Below are 17587 nucleotides of genomic sequence, written 5' to 3'. Positions count from 1 at the left end.
AACATCATGTTTTACGAACCCGGAAAAACACCCCATAACCTGCCGCATGATCCTTTCAAGGCCTGTGTCGCGCCACGTCCGATTGGCTGGATTTCGACGGTCGATAAACAGGGGCACGCCAATCTGGCCCCCTATTCATTTTTCAATGCGGTCTGTGGTAATCCGCCAATGGTCATGTTTGCATCCGGCGGATCAATTGACAGTCTGAACAATGCCCGTGAAACTGGCGAGTTTATTGCCGCCGTCGCCCCGCGTGCGATGCTGCGCGAAATCAATTTCTGTTCGGCACCGCTTCCGCCCGAACAGGACGAATTTGATTATGCCGGTCTTGAAAAGGAACCGGGTCAAACGGTCGCCGCCCATCGGATCAAGGGGGTGCCGATCCATATGGAATGCAAGGTATTCCAGATTGTCAATCTGCCTGGCCCCACCCCGCAAAGCAAAAACGCGATGGTGATCGGTACAGTGGTCGGTTTGCATATCGATGATGCAATCATTCGTGACGGCATGGTCGATGTCACCCTGTTCGAGCCACTGGCACGACTGGGCTATCACGAATATGCCAGTGTTGCGGAAACCTTTACCGTCCGGCGCGAGGATTTCTGGTAACTGCCCCGCCGGTTCACGACGATAAATTACGACTTTCTGTTGTTTCACGGAAACGACGCACAACCGCAAACAAACTGTCACAGTAAAATTCTAATGTGAACTCCATCACTTGCGCCTGAACCGATGCATAACCGGGTTCGGGCGTTTCTTCGTATGCATTACACGATGTGGGGGATCACACCATGAAACGGACGATTGCAGCCGGTTTTGCCGGTATTGCGGCCATGCTTCTTGCGACAACGGCAATGGCGGGTGACGTCAAGGTTTTCGAAACCAAAAGTGCAATTAACAATCTGTCGACCGTCATGGTAGATGGTGGCAAGGCACGCGACCTGACCGTCGGTTTCGGTTCGGGTGCCTATCGCCGTCCGGGTGATCCGGCCAATATGTTTTATGCGGTATCGGATCGCGGTCCGAACTTTGTTTGCGATGACGTGCAGGACGTGCTTGGCGTTTCCGAAGATGTCGTTTGCCAGGGCCGCAAGGTTCGCGTCTATCCGACCCCGGATTATTCGCCGTCGATCTACACCATCTTCCTGAATGATGACGGCAGCTTTGACGTCAAGGATGTCATTGCGCTGAAAGACCAGAATGGTGTGCCGCTGACCGGTTTGACCAACAAACTGTCAGTTGCCAAAACCGAAAAGCCGGTCGATGCCAATGGCAAGGAACTGGCACAGTCGGTTTCGTCGATCGATGCCGAAGGTATCATTCGCCTGTCGGATGGTTCGTACTGGATCGGTGAAGAAAATGGCCCGTCGATCCTGCATGTCGCTGCTGATGGCACGGTTAATGAACGTATTGTTCCGGCCGGCTCGGAAAAGGACTTCGAAGGTGCTGCCTATAAGGTTAGCGGAGGCCTTCCGGCGATCCTTGTCACCCGCCAGACCAACCGCGGCATTGAATCGATGGCAGTGTCACCCGATGAGAGCAAACTGTATTTCATGGTGCAGAACCCGCTGGCGAACCCGAATGCCGATGCTTACAAAACCGCCAAGAATACCCGTCTGTTTGTCTATGACCGCGTAAAGGGCGAGCTTGCAGGCGAATATATCTATCAGCTTGATGATCCGCAGACCTTCCGCAACGATCCGTCCGATAAACAGAATGCTCCGCGCATTTCCGAGGTCCTTGGCCTTGGCGATGACCGCCTGCTGGTTCTGGAACGGACCGATGGCACCACCAAACTGCATGAAGTCAAACTTGATGGTGCATCGAACATTCTGGCATCGCGCTGGGACGACATGTCGACCAGCCCGTCGCTTGAACAGGAAAACGACCTGTCAAAGCTTGACCTGAAGGCAGTTTTTAAAACCCTTCGTTTTGACAGTGCCGATTATCCGATGGCCCCGACCAAGATCGAAGGTCTTGCGGTTATGGGTGACGGTGCGCTCGCCCTGATCAATGACAACGATTTCGGCATCAAGGGTGATGCCACCAAGGTACTTCTGATCGACGGTCTGGTTCAGGCCGACAAGTTCTGATCGGTAATCCCGGCACCTGACGAAGCGGGAAAGCTGTTATGCGGCTTTCCCGCTTTTTTATTGGGCGAAATCAGCGTAAAAGCGGCCCATGAAAAACGATCAGACACACACCACCCGGACTTTTGACATCCCCGACGGTATCGATGCGGTCATCGAACCGATGGGTGCGACCGGCTATCTCGCCCCTGTCGGCTTTGAAGATCAGTTGCGCGCCGAACTTGGCGACGTGATCGAAAGCCACGACCGGCTGATGTTTGCACCCGGCCCTGAACGCCGGGTTTTCTGGGCACAGAATGTCTGGCGCAACCCGGTGCGTATGGCAATCCCGTCGATCAAGGGTGCGGCCAAGATCCTGAAATTCAATCAGCGCAACTGGGCCATGTTCAAGTTCGATCATTTTTCGCGTGCGAAACTGATCGAGGCCAACCTGCCGCATGTATCGGCCAAACGGCAGGTTTTTGGGGAACCGGCCCCGACCGCGCCACTGGGTTCATGGACATTGACCGATCCCGATACGATCATCGCGTCGATGGATTGTTCCAGCCCATGGAAAAACGGCGAGGTCGAGTTTGAAGAAGACAAGACCACCCCGCCCAACCGCGCCTATCTGAAACTGTGGGAAGCCTTTACGCGGCTTGGGGTAACACCGCAAGCCGGTGATCGTACCATGGATCTGGGCGGTAGCCCCGGCGGCTGGACATGGGTTTTGCATGAATTTGGCACCGATGTGATTAGCATCGACAAGGCGCGTCTTGATCCCAAGATCGCCAAATTACCGCGTGTCGATTTCCGGCAGGAAAGCGCGTTCGGTCTCAATCCTGACGAAATCGGTTATATCGACTGGCTCTGTTCGGATGTGATCTGTTATCCGGACCGGTTGTTCCAGCTGGTCAATCAGTGGATGGATGCCGGGATGGCAACCAATTTCATCTGCACCATCAAGCTGCAGGGCAACACTGATTATTCTGCAATTACCCAGTTTGCCGACATTCCCGGATCAAAGGTCGTGCATCTTTACAACAACAAGCACGAACTGACCTGGATGAAGGTCCCCGGCGTGACCGATCAGGACTGACTGCGCATCAACTCGTCCAATCAGGCTTCGTCATCCCCGTCATAGGCGGGGATCGCCGGATCAATCGGGTAATAGTCGCCCTTGTCCTTGCAAAACATCTGGGCAGATGTCGATATGCCCGAAGCACCATCAAGCGTTCCGGGTGTAATCGCAACTTCCTGCGAACGGACCGGTCGCCAGAACAGGGATGATCCGCATTCCTTGCAAAAGCCCCGGTCACTTTGATCGGAAAGGCGATACCAGCGCAATCCTTCTTCGCGGATCAGATGCAGGGCATCCTTTTCCACCCGGGCATATGAACTGACATGGCCATGCAGTTTGCGGCACAGTTTGCAGTGACACATCTTGGTATCATGCAATTTGCCGTGCACTTCATAACGGACTTCGCCGCAATGGCAGCCGCCAGCATGAACTTTCCCGGATGGTATCGATGCGTTCATCTACCTTCCCCTTCTGATCAAATTCCGTTTCCCAGTATCTGGGCGATGATGCATGTCATGCAAGCATGACATGTTACAATATCAATGTAATTGCTGGCAAAATTGCGACGATAATGTTTGAGCTTCGTCACAAGCAGTCCTATTCTGCCGCTTCTGTTCGGGCCCCGGATGATGACGCCACCGCGCCAGATGCCATCCGCCGCCTTGCCTCACAAGCGATGGGATATCATGACCGATCTGTCCTTCCATTATGATGTGCTTGTCATCGGCAGCGGTGCTGCCGGTTTATCCACCGCACTGAAACTCGCCCCGCATGTAAAGGTAGCCGTTCTATCGAAGGGCAAGATTGACGATGGTTCAACCAACTGGGCGCAGGGCGGGATTGCCGCCGTTCTTGATGCCGCCGACAGCATCGAAAGCCATGTCGAAGATACCCTGATTGCCGGTGCCGGACTGTGCAAACGCGATACCGTCGAATTTGTAGCGCGCAATGCCCCCAATGCCATCAAATGGCTTGATGAACTTGGCATTCAGTTGACCCGTGATCCGGAAGGCGGCAATGACCAGCCCTTTCACCTGACACGGGAAGGCGGGCACAGCCATCGCCGCATCGTTCATGCCGCCGACGCCACCGGGCGCGCGGTGCAAACCACCCTGCAGGGCGAGGCGGTCAAACACCCGAACATCAAGATTTTTGAGAATTACCTTGCGATTGATCTGGTGACAGACCGCAAGCTTGGCGGCGAAGGCCGCCGATGCATCGGTGCATATGCGCTTGATCTGACAACCGGCAAGGTCCGGTCGTTCAATGCGCGCACCGTGGTGCTTGCCACCGGGGGGGCGAGCAAGGTTTACCGGTTTACGTCCAACCCCGACGGATCAACAGGCGATGGCATTGCCATGGCATGGCGTGCTGGTTGCCGGGTGATGAATATGGAATTCAGCCAGTTTCACCCAACCTGCCTGTATCATCCGCAGGCCAAATCATTCCTGATTACCGAGGCCGTTAGGGGCGAAGGTGGCAAATTGCTGCTGGCCGATGGTACGCGTTTCATGGACCGGTTTGACGAACGCGGCGAACTGGCCCCGCGTGATATTGTCGCGCGCGCGATTGACCATGAAATGAAGCGGCTGGGTGCGGATTGCGTTTACCTTGATATCACGCACAAGGGCGAGGATTTCATCCGCGAGCATTTCCCCACCATCCATGAAACCTGCCTGACATATGGCATCGACATGACCAAACAGCCGATCCCGGTTGTTCCGGCAGCGCATTATACCTGCGGCGGGGTTTTGACAGACCTTCGCGGGCGCACCGATCTGACCGGGCTTTATGCGATTGGCGAATGTGCGGGAACGGGCCTTCATGGTGCGAACCGGCTGGCGTCGAACTCGCTTCTGGAATGTCTGGTATTTGGCGAGGCGGCGGCACGCGACATTGTCGAAGCCCTTCCGGTTGATGACCGCTTCAATGACCTGCCGGACTGGGACGAAACCGGAATTACCGATTCCGACGAGGAAGTCATCGTTGCCCATAACTGGGAACAGTTGCGTAACGTGATGTGGGACTTTGTTGGCATTGTGCGCACCACCAAGCGTCTGCAACGTGCGCAGCATCGCATTGATCTGCTGTTATCAGAAATCGACGAGTATTACGGCAATTTCCGTGTCACCAATGACTTGCTTGAATTGCGCAACCTGTCGGTGGTTGCCAAGCTGATCATCCAGTCGGCATTGTGGCGCCATGAAAGCCGCGGTCTGCATTACACCACCGATTACCCGGAACGCGATGACAGCGCCACCCCGCGCCAGACCATTCTGGTGCCCGAAAACTTTGCCGGCCGCTGGGTCGTATCTGGCCAATGGAAAACCTGATCGGAGAAACAGCCATGACCGCCACCCTGATAGGTATCGCCCGCAAGACCCGGTCCCGTGCACCGATGGAAACACTGGACAGGGTTAATGTCAGTCTTGATCTCGGTGTTGATGGCGATTATCGCGGCAGGCTTCGCAAACGCCAGATCACGGTTCTGGCCGAAGAAGACTGGCTGGCGGCCTGTGCCGAGATTAACCGCGCGGACTTGCCATGGACCACGCGCAGGGCCAATTTGCTGGTGCGGGGGATAAAACTGCCACGAACGCGTGGGGCACGTATCCGGATCGGTGATCTGGTCCTTGAAGTCACCGGCGAAACCGATCCCTGTAACCGGATGGAAGAAGCCGCCGCAGGCCTTGAAAAGGCGCTTTCCCCCGATTGGCGGGGTGGTGTTACGTGCCGCACCATCGAACCCGGTGCAATCCGCGTTGGGGACGCGGTTGTTTCTGTCTGACCGGTACTGCGTTCCATCTGGAAATCCCCTGTCGGCTTCCCACTTAAAAGGCAGAAGCATGGTCGGGGGAAAGAATGGAACTTGCTCCAATACCGCATAACGAAGCCGAACGTCAGGCCGTCATTACGCGAATGCGCATCGCAACCTTTGATGCAGAACCGGAACTGGATCGTATCACGTCGCTTGCCAAGCGTATCTTTGACGTCAAATCGGCCACGGTGACGGTTCTGGACCATGACCGGCAGATTTTCAAATCACGGGCAAATTTCGAAAAACTCGAAAGCAGCCGTGATATTTCGTTCTGCGGACATGCAATCACCCGAACCGGACCAATGGTGATCAACGATGCGCGTGCCGACCAGCGATTTCGCGACAATCCGTTGGTGGCGTGTAACGAACCGATCATTTTTTACGCCGGAATGCCTGTGCATCATCACGAGGGTTATCCGATCGGAACGCTTTGCATCTTTGACAACAAACCGCGCGAGATGAGCGAACGCGATATCGATAACCTCAAGGACCTTGCCTATCTGGTCGAGATGGTTTTGCTGCTACGGTTCGCACAATTCAGCCAGAAACGCCTTTTGCAGAACCTTGATGATGCGGTGCGCCAAAGCATGATGGACCCGATGACCGGGCTGTGGAACCGGCGCGGACTTGACGAAATCCTTGATCGCGAGCTGGCTCCGGATGGCGCACCGGTCCCCGAACCCTGTGGCGTTCTGTTGTGCGATATCGATCACTTCAAAGCGGTCAATGATACTCACGGGCATCTGATCGGCGATGAGGTGATCATCAGCATTGCGGGAATGCTCAAAAATCATCTGCGGGAAAACGACATCATTGCCCGTGTCGGCGGCGAGGAATTTGTCTGTGTCATTCCCGGCATGACGCGTGACATGACACCGAAAATCGCCCAGAAACTATGCGATATCCTACGCAATACCCCGATTGAAACGAGCGAAGGTAAAACACTTGATCTAACAATCTCCATCGGGGCGACGTGGCTTTCGCCCGTTATGGGCCCGATCAACCGAAAGGCCGTTTTTGAAACGGCGGACGAGGCACTTTATAGCGCAAAATACAGCGGCCGTGACAGGGTTGTCTTCAATGCTGAACCGCTGAAAGACCGCACCAAAGGACTACTTGAACGACACTAGATTCTACCTAAAATAGATCAATGTCGTCACAGGAGATTCAGCTTGAAAGTTGCACCGATACCGGAAAACGAAAGCGAACGGCAGAAATCGCTTGAAAGCATGGGTATTCTGTCGACACCTCGCGACCCGGAGCTTGACCGGATCACGCGCTTGGCCGAACGCATTTTCAAGACCGAGTTTACAGCAATTTCGCTGCTTGATGGCGATCGGCAGTTTTTCAAATCCCGGGTCAATCTGAGCGCGTCCGAAACATCGCGCGATATTTCGTTCTGCGGTCATGCCATCATGCATGACGCGCCGCTTGTCGTTGGCAATGCAATCAATGACGAGCGTTTCAGCGACAATCCGCTAGTGGCGGGTGCCCCTCATATCCGGTCTTATGTCGGTGTTCCGCTTTCGAACGCGGAAGGTTTCAAGCTTGGTACACTTTGCATTATCGATTCAAAAACACGCAATTTCTCAGATAGCGAAATCGAAACCCTGAAGGATCTCGCCCACTGGGTCGAAACCGTTCTGGCGCTGCGCTATACCGAACGCAGCCAGAAACAGCTTCTGGCCGACCTTGATGCCGCCCATCGCGATGTGATGATCGACAGCCTGACCGGGGTGTGGAACCGCCGCGGGCTTGAGGAATTGCTGGCGCGCGAAATGTCGAGTTCGCGGATAAAAGGGGGTTCGGCGGGTATCTTCATGCTCGATATCGACCATTTCAAAAAGGTCAATGACAGCTATGGCCATCTGATCGGTGACAAGGTGATACAAGGGATTGCCGCGATCATGTCATCCAGCCTGCGCGATCATGACATTGTCGGCCGGTTCGGTGGCGAGGAATTTGTCTGTATCCTGCCCGGGCTTCGCCTCGAACAGACCATGTATCTGGGTTACAAGCTGTGCGATACGGTGCGTGATCAATGCCGGGTCAGCGATATGAACGGCAATCCCGTTCCGATCACGGTCAGTGTCGGGGCGACCTGGATATCCAATGAATCAACGGGACAGTACGAGCCTCACGACATCCTTAGAATTGCCGACGAAGCCCTTTATGAGGCCAAGGAAAGCGGACGTGATACCGTGCGTTATCGTGCGCTTGATACATTTGGCAGTCTCGACGATCTTAAGGATTGATCGCGGCCATAACCCGATCACGAAGGGCATCAGGCCCTAGTTCGTATAATCCATCAAGGGCGATATAGGGGTCCCCGCCAAGCTTCAGCAGGCGGGCAAAGGCAGGCTCGGTTTTAACTCCGCCCCGTTTCAATTGCCGGATATCTGATGCAAAGCGTTCGCCCAGAAGAGCGATCACGCGCGCCTCGACCAGCATATGGCGAAAGCCGAACTGGCTTTGCGATGGCTTGCCTGTGGCAAAAATTTCGACCGGAAGGTCATCCAGAACAAACCGCACGACAATGGCCGAACCAGCATGCTGCCTCGCTGGACGGTGATGCAACCCAAAACCATCAAGATAACCAAACGACGTCTGCACCCGGGCTTCGAAACCGTCAGCATCCGGGCAATAGCACAAAATATCGACATCTGATCCGACGATATCAAGATTTATCGGAAAAGTTCCGGCGACAATGGGATCAAACCCGGCAAGTTCATTCCAGATGCCATGCTGTAAAAGCAGACCGGCGGCCTTTTGACCACGCGCGGAAACGGATCGCAAAACATCAAGACCGCGAAAGGCATCGGGCATGAGGCTTTCGGACCAATCCATTACCGCTTGGTTCATTGATAAATCCATTCCATTTCTTGACCCGTCTGCCATTGCACGGGATATGTAATGAAATCAAATATTTTTGGCGCATGCGCGATCTGTTGATCAGATACCCACGCCGATTTCGGGACATGCCATCATATGCTTGACGTTCTGGCCATCACCAGCCCCATCTTTCTGATCATCGCCTTGGGCTATTTCGCGGTCCGGCAAAATATCATATCGCAGGATGTGGCGCGCGGCATGGGCGCGTTCGTGATGAATTTTGCCCTGCCTGCCCTTCTGATCAAGACGCTATCGGGGCGCGAACCGGCCGAAATCATTCACGGCGAATTTCTGATCGCTTATGGCGGCGGGTCGCTGATCATGTTGACGCTGGGCATCGCCTATACACGCTTTATTGCGCGGAAATCCTTTGCCAATGCGACCCTACAGGGTCTTGGCATGTCTTTTTCCAATAGCGGCTTTATCGGTTATCCGGTGGCAGTACAGGTGCTTGGGCCACCGGCAGCAATCGCGCTTGCACTATGTGTAATGATCGAAACACTGGTAATGATGCCGCTTGTTCTTGTTCTTGGTGACAGTGCCAATAACAACGGCCACGGACGCCTTCACGTTCTTGGAAATGCGATAAAAAGCCTGTGCAAGACACCAATCATCATTGCGATTTTTATTGGGCTTTGTCTTGCCCTTACAGGAATCAACTTGCCCGGTCCGGCCCTGAAGGCAATCGATATGCTGGCCATGGCATCCGGCCCGGTGGCCCTGTTTGTCATCGGTGCGGGATTGGTCGGGTTGAAGCTGAAAGGCATGCGGATTGACATGGCCCGCATTGTCTTCGGCAAGCTGGTCCTGCATCCGGTTGCCGTATTCACTCTGGTCTGGATACTGCCGCCAATGGAACCGGTTTTACAGATTGCGGCAGTCAGTTTCGCCTGTTCTCCGATGCTGAGCATCTACGCCATCTTTGGGCAACGTTATGGCCATGAAGGATTGTGTGCCGCATCGCTTATGGTTGCAACATTGCTATCCTTCATCACCATTTCAACGGCACTTTGGCTTCTTGATATCACGCAGGTCTTCGGGCCCATGCCCTAAGTGGGCTTAACCACCCGGCCCGCGACCACCGTTACGGCCGAATGGCGGCGGAGGAGGACGATCCCCCGGAAAGCCTTTTGGCCCGCCAAAACCACCGCCGGGTCGTTGGCCGCCCGGTCCGCCACCTGGTCCACCGCCCGGTCCAAGACCACCCGGCCCCCGGGCAAAGCTTGGATCGGATTGGCCCGCAAGAAAGCGCGGAATGAAGGGGAAACTTTCTGTCACGAAATAGGCATAGGTACCGCCGGGGTATTCCGGGGTAACGGTTTCACGGCCATTGGCTTCGTCAAGGTCACCAAGGCCCGTGACAAATTCATAATCTTCGCCAAAGGTGCCATCATAACTGCCACCCGGCCCGCCCGGACGCACACCTTTTTTCACGCGCCACGAACTACTCAGCGCCTTAACCCCGGCATCAGGTCTCTCAGGATCGTGATAGCCAAACAGGGCATAGATCGGGAAACCATCTGCGGCGAAACCGATGCGGATTGAATGCTGTTCCGGTGACCAGCTTTTGATCAAACCCTTTGGCATGCCGTGATAGTGATACGTGCCATCGGGCTGCACATGGGCGTTGTTTTCATCAAGACCAAGATCAAGCGTGGGCGATATCGCCTCGTACCGCCATCCGGATTGTCGATCACGCTGCCAGTATTCAGCGGTGAAAGGGTCAAACGGCACCCCATTGACCGCAATCCCGAACAGACCGTGGGTGTTGGGTATGAAGCGCCCGGTTCTTTGCGGATTGACCGGCAGACGAAATTCAAGCGACTGTGCCTTGATGCTGTTAGGATTGTGACGATTGGGGAAGCTGCCGGTCGCGTGATCCGGGATCGCGTTGGAGCGGATGTAACGATATTGCCCGTCTTCGCGGATATTGACCTCATTGCTGATCGCCCAGGCCTGCCGCACCGGGTTAAGTACCATAGCCGCGAGCGGCAACATGCCAAGCCCGACCAGCATATTGCGACGCATCCGGTCAATTTCGGGTGCGTGATTACCGCGATAAACGCCTTCATCCACCTCATGATCGTGATGAGGATGAGGATGAGGATGATGGTGATCATGACCTTGATGATCATGTCGGCCTTTTAGTGTCATTACTGTTCCCCCGGTTTCTTCCCCCGACCGAACGGCACCCAATGCCATCCGATTTTATAGTGGGGATTGAAACGGGAGGATTCCACTAAAAAAACGTCCTAAGTGGTCGCCTCCCCGGCATGGGCAAGGATTTCTTCGGCCTCCCGGATTTCCTGCTGCTGGGCCCACATTTCGGCATAAAGGCCGTCCTGTTCCAAAAGGTCCTGATGGCGACCACGTTCCGCGACCTGCCCGTCACGCAACACGATGATTTCATCGGCATCGATCACGGTCGAAAGCCGGTGCGCAATCACCAGCGTCGTATGCCCGCGCGACACATCGCGAAGTGCCTGCTGGATGTCTTTTTCGGTACGGGTATCAAGGGCCGATGTTGCCTCGTCAAAGATCATGACTTTCGGACGTTTCAGCAACATACGCGCAATCGACACACGCTGTTTTTCTCCGCCGGAAAGTTTAAGCCCGCGTTCACCGACCATGGTTTTAAAGCCCTGCGGCAAACCGGCGATAAAACCATCGATACTGGCAAGTTTGGCAGCATTGGTGATTTCGGCCTCCTCCGCTCCGGGTCGGCCATAGGCGATGTTATAGGCGATCGTATCGTTAAACAGGACCGTATCCTGCGGGACGATACCAATCGAGCGACGCAGGGATGTCTGCGACACATCGCGGATATCCTGCCCGTCAATCGTGATCCGGCCCGATGATACATCATAGAAACGGAACATCAGACGGGTCAGGGTCGATTTTCCCGCCCCGCTTGGCCCGACGACAGCAACGGTTTTGCCCGCCGGAACCTCGAAACTGACACCTTTCAGTATCTGGCGGTCAGGATTATAGGCGAATTTGACATCCTCGAACCGGATTGCCGCCTCGCCGCACGCCAATACCGGTGCGCCAATCTTGTCTTCGACTTCTTTTTCAACGTCGAGTAACGAAAACATGCGTTCCATGTCAGTCAGCGACTGCTTGATCTGGCGATAGACAAAACCAAGGAAGTTCAGCGGCATATAAAGCTGCAAAAGATAGGTATTCACCAGCACAAAGTCACCAACGGTCATATTGCCGTTTTTAACGCCACTTGCCGCCAGAAGCATGTTCAGAACCAGACCGACTGCAATGATCGCACCCTGCCCGATATTGAGTTTGGACAGGGATTCCTGTGACTTCACCGCCGCCGTTTCATAGCCGCGCAGGGCATTGTCATAACGACGGGATTCGTGATCCTCGTTATTGAAATACTTGACCGTTTCATAGTTGATCAGACTGTCGATGGCCTTGGTGTTGGCCTCGTCATCGCGCTGGTTCATTTCGCGGCGGAACTTCATTCGCCATTCGGTGACGATCAGGGTAAAGGCGATATAGATCACGATGGTGACAAACGTGATCAGCGCGAACCAGAAATCATACAGCACCCAAAGAATGCCCGAGACCATGAAGATTTCAAGCAGGGTCGGCAGGATGTTGAACAGCATGAAGGATAAAAGGAATTCGATCCCCTTGACCCCGCGTTCAATCGCGCGCGAAAGCCCGCCCATCTGGCGATCCAGATGGAACCGCAGCGACAGGGCATGCAGATGTTCAAAAACACCAAGGGCGGATGTCCGAATGGCGCGTTGCGCGACCTTGGCAAAAACAGCATCGCGCAATTCCCCGAAGGCCGAGGATAAAACACGCACAAGTCCGTAAGCGACGATCATCCCCACTGGCACAATGATCAGGGATGTCGTGTCCCCCCCTGCGGAGCTGGCACCGGCTTTGCCGCCGCCAAGGGCATCAACCGCGTATTTATACAGAACCGGGACATAAACGTTGGCGATCTTCGCCCCGACCAGAAACAGCAGGGCGATCACCACACGGGTCTTGAGCTCGAACTCGCCACGCGGCCACAGATACGGCAGAAAAGTTTTAACAACACCAAATTCAGCGCGGGCTGATGGCTGGTTATCACCCATATTTTTCACGTTCTTATCCCCTGGTGGGCATGATGTGGCGTGTCCGACACAGCCCCGACTTTCTGATTGACGTCCCGCTTTCCCAAAACAACAGATGGCCCGTAATCAATGATTTGGCAAGCAAGCCGGACAAGAAAGCGTGTCTTGCCGTCTACGGGATAGTTCGCAAAACATTGATTTATCGACGCTAGACGATTGCAGTTGCGCGGTCAGAGGGATATTTTGTCAAATTGTCGATAAAATTGCGATAAGCCCGCCCCGGCAATTCCGGCCCGCGGGACATCTTCAAGGAACGGAACCAGGACCATGACGGCACTTGCCAGCATCGAAAACCAGAACATCGCGGCATTAATGCGCGACATGGGCATCAATGCCCGTGAAGCTTCGCTGAAACTGGCACAGGTCCCGTCCGAACCAAAAACCGATGCCCTTAAATCGGCCGCACGCAAATTGCGCGAAAATGCCGATGTCATTCTGGCCGCCAATGCACGCGACATGGAAGCAGGTCGCGCCAAGGGTCTGACGCCCGCACTGCTGGACCGCCTCGCGCTTGATCCCACGCGCATCGAAAGCATGGCAGCCGGTGTCGAGGCGGTTGCGGACCTTGCCGACCCGGTTGGCCGCGAACTGGCCCGCTGGAGCCCGGAGCGCAACGGGCTTGATATCGCACGCGTATCGGTACCGCTTGGCGTGATCGGTATCATTTATGAAAGCCGCCCGAATGTGACCGCCGATGCCGGTGCCATGTGCATTAAATCGGGCAATGCCGCGATCCTGCGCGGCGGTTCGGAAAGCTTCCATTCATCACGTGCGATATTCGATTGCATGCTTGCCGGTATTCTCGATGCCGGTTTGCCTGAACATGCGCTTCAGATGATCCCGGTTACGGATCGCGTCGCGGTTGGCGAGATGCTGAAACTGTCCGATTATATTGATGTCATCGTCCCGCGCGGTGGCAAATCGCTAATTTCTCGGATAACCGATGAAAGCCGCATTCCGTTGTTCAAGCATCTGGAAGGGCTTTGCCATACCTATATCCATGCCAGTGCGGATGTCACCAAAGTCGTTGATATCGTGGTGAATGCCAAAATGCGTCGGACCGGCATTTGCGGCGCGACCGAAACCATCCTGATCGATCAGGCGGTTGCCGATAATCTGTTGCCGAAAATTGCCACCGCCCTTGCCGACAAGGGTTGCGAATTGCGCGGCGATGCCCTCGCGCAGAAGGTGGATGCGCGCATCCTGCCTGCAACGGACGAGGATTGGGTCACCGAATATCTTGATGCGATTGTGTCGATCAAGGTCATCAACGGAGTCAATGAGGCAGTCAGCCATATCAACACATATGGATCGCACCATACCGATGCGATTCTGGCCGAGGATGCCGATGCGACCGCGACTTTCCTGAACGGTGTTGATTCCGGCATCGTGATCGTCAACGCATCGACCCAGTTTGCCGATGGCGGCGAATTTGGCATGGGGGCGGAAATCGGCATTTCGACGGGCAAGCTGCATGCACGCGGTCCGGTCGGAGTCGAACAGCTGACCAGCTATAAATACATCGTGCGCGGCACCGGCCAGACCCGCCCATGAGCTTTTCTACGCCCAGAAGCCATAGTGCCCCGCCCCGCGTCGGATTGCTGGGCGGGTCCTTTAATCCGGCACATGAAGGGCACTTGCATATATCGCTTGAAGCGTTGAAAAGCCTGCGTCTTGATGCGGTCTGGTGGCTGGTGTCACCGCAAAACCCGCTAAAGCCGACGCAGGGCATGGCAGACCTTGCCGACCGGTTCGATTCGGCATTGATGATGGCAAAGCATCCCCGCATTGTTGTTTCTGCAATTGAATCAGAACTTGGAACCCGCTATACGGCCGACACTCTCGCAGCCTTGCAGCGTCGTTTTACCCGAACGCGGTTCGTATGGCTGATGGGGGCGGACAATCTGGCCCAGTTTCATAAATGGAAATGGTGGGACAGGTTGATTTTGCGCGCTCCCATTGCGGTCCTTGACCGTGAGGGGTATTCTAACAAGGCATTGTCCGGGACGGCGGCCAAGCGTATGGAACGCTGGCGCATCCCATCGGACAGGGCGGGTTTGCTGGCCGATCTCGATGTTCCGGCCTGGGTTTACCTGCCAATAAAGCGCCATCCGGCCTCTTCGACCGCAATCCGCGCCGAAGGCAGATGGCAGGTTTGACCGGCGGGAATTTCCCGAATCCGAATTGGATCGGGATTTCTCGCGTAAATTGAGGTGGCGACCATAGGTACCGCAAAAAAGACTCTGACCCCGGGCGAGCTCCTTGCCCTTATCCAGAGCACGCTCGAAGACGACAAGGCCGAAGACCTTGTCACCATTGATCTGACCGATAAAACCTCCCTTGCCGATCATATGATCATTGCAACCGGCTCGTCCTCTCGCAGGGTCGCGTCAATGGCAGAACATATTGTCGAAAAGCTGAAAGATGCTGGCCAGGGCCGTGCAATGGCCGAAGGCAAGGAACAGGGTGACTGGGTTCTGGTTGATGCCGGCGATGTCATCGTTCACCTGTTCCGTCCGGAAGTTCGCGCTTTTTACAACATCGAACAGATGTGGGGCGTTGAAAACCCGGCGCTTAAACAGCAGGCGGCGCGGCTGTATTAATACAGTCCGCCCCGGTTTGCCCTGACCACCGCGGGGATCGGCTATCGGTGGTCCCCATGCGGACCAAAGCCGGATCGGAAAGATGCAAATTACCCTTGCTGCAGTGGGCCGGATGAAGAACGGCCCCGAAAAAGATCTTTTTGACCATTACGCGGCGCGCCTGCGCTGGCCCTTTGTCGTGCGGGAAGTCGAAGAAAAGAAAAAGCTTCCGCCCAATCAGCTCAAAGACCGCGAGGCGGAGCTTTTGCTGGGCGTCATTCCCGATAATGCCTTTCTGATCGCACTTGACGAGCGCGGGCACGAATACGGTTCCATCGATTTTGCAGCAAAACTTGAAGGCTGGATTGATCAATATGCCGGAAATATCGCCTTTGCCATTGGTGGGGCCGATGGGCATGGGGACGCCATCAAATCACGCGCCAATACGCTCTGGTCACTTGGCAAGGCGACATGGCCCCATATGCTGGTGCGCGCCCTGATTGCCGAACAGCTTTTCCGCGCCCACGCGATCCAGACCAATCATCCCTATCACCGGGAATAATCCGCCAAACCACCTACTCACAAGCACAGGTTTAAAGTCACCCCGAAAGCACTATCCTGAGAAATCAGACAAATTCAAGCTTCGGGGGAAGATTTTGATGCAAACAAAAATCACACGAGTATTGCTAGCTCTGACTTTGGTATCATCATTAGCTGCATGTGCAAGCAGTAAATTTGATTACTTCGAACCAAATCAGCCAAACCAATTTTCCACAGAAACAACAATATCAAGGGACTTTAACTCTGTTTGGGACGGATACGTAGCGTCACTATCCGAGAGTTTCTTTGTAATAAACAATATCTCCAAAGAAAGCCGCCTTATAAACGTGTCTTTTTCTGCGAGCCCCCCTCAAGAATACATTAACTGTGGACGAACTAAACTCACATCCAGCCACCCAGCAAAAGGCACGGAAACGTTCAACTACGAGGTAGCCGCGGATTCCAACACTTGGTATGGAGTAGACGGGACCAATCATGTCATTGAGCGAAAAAGAGATACGACCTTAAACGGCAGGGCGAATATTTACATCGCACCAACAGAAAATGGTGTAACCCTTGTTCGAGCAAATGCAAGATATGTCTTGGACATATCGGTTGTTGAGAACGGCTTAACACTCAATCACCATACCTCAATTAATCACAGCATAACCTTCGCAACCAAGGAGACCGGAACCTCTAATGATGGCGTAAAGTGTTACAGCAAGGGAAAGCTGGAACAAGATTTGCTCGAATTAGCTCGTAAACTTTAGCTACCAGTCGCTTAACGCAAATCATACTGCATGCGCACGACACCGGACTTATAGCTTTGTGACGCAATCAGTTTCGGTGTTGTGCCCGCAGCATCCCGGCCAAACAGCCGGATGCCATCGCCCAGAATTTCCGGAATGATGAACATTTCAAGCTGATCGACAAGACCGCCAAACAGAAACTGGGTCACGACACTGGCCCCGCCGACGATCCAGACATCGCCGGTATCCGATCTGTCATCGCGAAGCAGTCTTGCCAGTTCGACAAGACTGCCGCCATAGGCCTCTGTATTGGCCGGACGTTTATCGGGTAAATCGCGCGATGTCAGAACAATCGTGCGGCGATCCTCATAAGGCCATTCACCAAATTCCATCACCTGATCAAAGGTTTTTCGCCCAATGATCAGTGTTCCCACGGTGCCCAGAAAGCCCTCAAAATCGAACTCGGCCGGATCGAAATCATCGAGCCAGTCAACCGCACCATTGGTGCGCGCGATATAGCCATCCAGACTGACCGCAATATAGATGCGGAACAGTTTCTTTTTCATGCTTTGCCCAACCTGTTCGGGGTCTTTGCCCCGTTATCAATTACTTGAGCATATCAGAATACAGATCCAAGGTGGCAAGAATCGGGCCGGACGAAAAACACCTCCAAAACAATGGTTTCGGAGGTGTGTGAGGGTCATTTCGACA

18 protein-coding genes are annotated in these 17587 nt (G+C 54.5%); 13 read left to right on the top strand and 5 right to left on the bottom strand.

What is annotated here, in order from left to right:
- Positions 1-6: 6 nt before the first annotated feature.
- The 3 genes from J7395_RS07890 to J7395_RS07880 all read left to right on the top strand — a co-directional run bounded on the left by J7395_RS07890 (position 7) and on the right by J7395_RS07880 (position 3168).
- Complete coding sequence (locus tag J7395_RS07890; RefSeq protein WP_209221126.1) at positions 7-609, top strand: flavin reductase family protein; 603 nt, start codon at positions 7-9, stop codon at positions 607-609.
- A 182-nt stretch (positions 610-791) separates the two neighbouring features.
- A complete protein-coding gene (locus J7395_RS07885) occupies positions 792-2093 on the top strand; it encodes an esterase-like activity of phytase family protein (RefSeq protein ID WP_209221125.1) in 1302 nt (433 codons plus the stop codon).
- A gap of 88 nt (positions 2094-2181) precedes the next feature.
- A complete protein-coding gene (locus J7395_RS07880) occupies positions 2182-3168 on the top strand; it encodes an SAM-dependent methyltransferase (protein ID WP_209221124.1) in 987 nt (328 codons plus the stop codon).
- 20 nt (positions 3169-3188) lie between these two features.
- Here the strand turns inward: J7395_RS07880 and J7395_RS07875 are convergent, their stop codons facing one another.
- Positions 3189-3608, bottom strand: coding sequence for a GFA family protein (locus tag J7395_RS07875; RefSeq protein WP_114111243.1), 420 nt, complete (start codon positions 3606-3608; stop codon positions 3189-3191).
- Positions 3609-3836: 228 nt separating this feature from the next.
- On the opposite strand from J7395_RS07875, the gene nadB reads away from it, so the two are divergent.
- From nadB to J7395_RS07855, 4 genes are all read left to right on the top strand, one after another.
- On the top strand, positions 3837-5483 hold the full coding sequence (gene nadB, locus J7395_RS07870; RefSeq protein ID WP_181850029.1) for an L-aspartate oxidase: 1647 nt from the start codon (positions 3837-3839) through the stop codon (positions 5481-5483).
- Positions 5484-5497: 14 nt separating this feature from the next.
- Entirely contained in the window at positions 5498-5938 is a 441-nt protein-coding gene (locus tag J7395_RS07865) for an MOSC domain-containing protein (protein WP_209221123.1), read from the top strand.
- A 74-nt stretch (positions 5939-6012) separates the two neighbouring features.
- Positions 6013-7098, top strand: coding sequence for a sensor domain-containing diguanylate cyclase (locus J7395_RS07860; protein WP_209221122.1), 1086 nt, complete (start codon positions 6013-6015; stop codon positions 7096-7098).
- A 42-nt stretch (positions 7099-7140) separates the two neighbouring features.
- A complete protein-coding gene (locus J7395_RS07855; protein ID WP_114111241.1) occupies positions 7141-8223 on the top strand; it encodes a sensor domain-containing diguanylate cyclase in 1083 nt (360 codons plus the stop codon).
- On the opposite strand, the gene J7395_RS07850 is transcribed toward J7395_RS07855, so the two are convergent.
- The gene (locus J7395_RS07850; RefSeq protein WP_209221121.1) at positions 8213-8830 is read right to left on the bottom strand and encodes a DUF4269 domain-containing protein; all 618 of its coding nucleotides are present in this window, start codon (positions 8828-8830) and stop codon (positions 8213-8215) included. The genes J7395_RS07855 and J7395_RS07850 overlap by 11 nt on opposite strands.
- Positions 8831-8956: 126 nt before the next feature.
- Here J7395_RS07850 and J7395_RS07845 point away from each other — a divergent pair, with 126 nt between their 5' ends.
- Positions 8957-9913 carry an AEC family transporter gene (locus J7395_RS07845; protein ID WP_114111239.1) on the top strand — a complete coding sequence of 319 codons (957 nt, stop codon included), beginning with the start codon at positions 8957-8959 and terminating at the stop codon, positions 9911-9913.
- 6 nt (positions 9914-9919) lie between these two features.
- On the opposite strand, the gene J7395_RS07840 is transcribed toward J7395_RS07845, so the two are convergent.
- Positions 9920-11014, bottom strand: a complete 1095-nt coding sequence (locus tag J7395_RS07840) for a YHYH protein (protein WP_209221120.1) — start codon at positions 11012-11014, stop codon at positions 9920-9922.
- Between the two features lie 98 nt (positions 11015-11112).
- Positions 11113-12966, bottom strand: coding sequence for an ABC transporter ATP-binding protein/permease (locus J7395_RS07835; RefSeq protein WP_209221813.1), 1854 nt, complete (start codon positions 12964-12966; stop codon positions 11113-11115).
- A gap of 306 nt (positions 12967-13272) precedes the next feature.
- Here J7395_RS07835 and J7395_RS07830 point away from each other — a divergent pair, with 306 nt between their 5' ends.
- From J7395_RS07830 to J7395_RS07810, 5 genes are all read left to right on the top strand, one after another.
- On the top strand, positions 13273-14559 hold the full coding sequence (locus J7395_RS07830; RefSeq protein ID WP_209221119.1) for a glutamate-5-semialdehyde dehydrogenase: 1287 nt from the start codon (positions 13273-13275) through the stop codon (positions 14557-14559).
- The gene (locus J7395_RS07825) at positions 14556-15164 is read left to right on the top strand and encodes a nicotinate-nucleotide adenylyltransferase (protein ID WP_062958771.1); all 609 of its coding nucleotides are present in this window, start codon (positions 14556-14558) and stop codon (positions 15162-15164) included. The genes J7395_RS07830 and J7395_RS07825 overlap by 4 nt, the downstream gene beginning before the upstream one ends.
- A 54-nt stretch (positions 15165-15218) precedes the next feature.
- Entirely contained in the window at positions 15219-15608 is a 390-nt protein-coding gene (gene rsfS, locus J7395_RS07820; RefSeq protein ID WP_062951594.1) for a ribosome silencing factor, read from the top strand.
- A gap of 82 nt (positions 15609-15690) precedes the next feature.
- Complete coding sequence (gene rlmH / locus J7395_RS07815; protein ID WP_209221118.1) at positions 15691-16149, top strand: 23S rRNA (pseudouridine(1915)-N(3))-methyltransferase RlmH; 459 nt, start codon at positions 15691-15693, stop codon at positions 16147-16149.
- Between the two features lie 97 nt (positions 16150-16246).
- On the top strand, positions 16247-16897 hold the full coding sequence (locus tag J7395_RS07810) for a hypothetical protein (protein WP_209221117.1): 651 nt from the start codon (positions 16247-16249) through the stop codon (positions 16895-16897).
- Between the two features lie 11 nt (positions 16898-16908).
- Here J7395_RS07810 and J7395_RS07805 read toward each other — a convergent pair whose 3' ends face one another.
- Positions 16909-17442 (bottom strand): dihydrofolate reductase family protein, encoded by a 534-nt coding sequence (locus tag J7395_RS07805; protein WP_209221116.1) that lies wholly within the window; start codon positions 17440-17442, stop codon positions 16909-16911.
- Between the last annotated feature and the right edge of the window lie 145 nt (positions 17443-17587).

The organism is Thalassospira sp. A3_1 (genome assembly GCF_017744215.1).
Taxonomy (GTDB): Bacteria; Pseudomonadota; Alphaproteobacteria; order Rhodospirillales; family Thalassospiraceae; genus Thalassospira; species Thalassospira lucentensis_A.
Note: the sequence above shows the minus strand (reverse complement) of the source record. Positions and strands in the feature narration are given on the sequence as shown.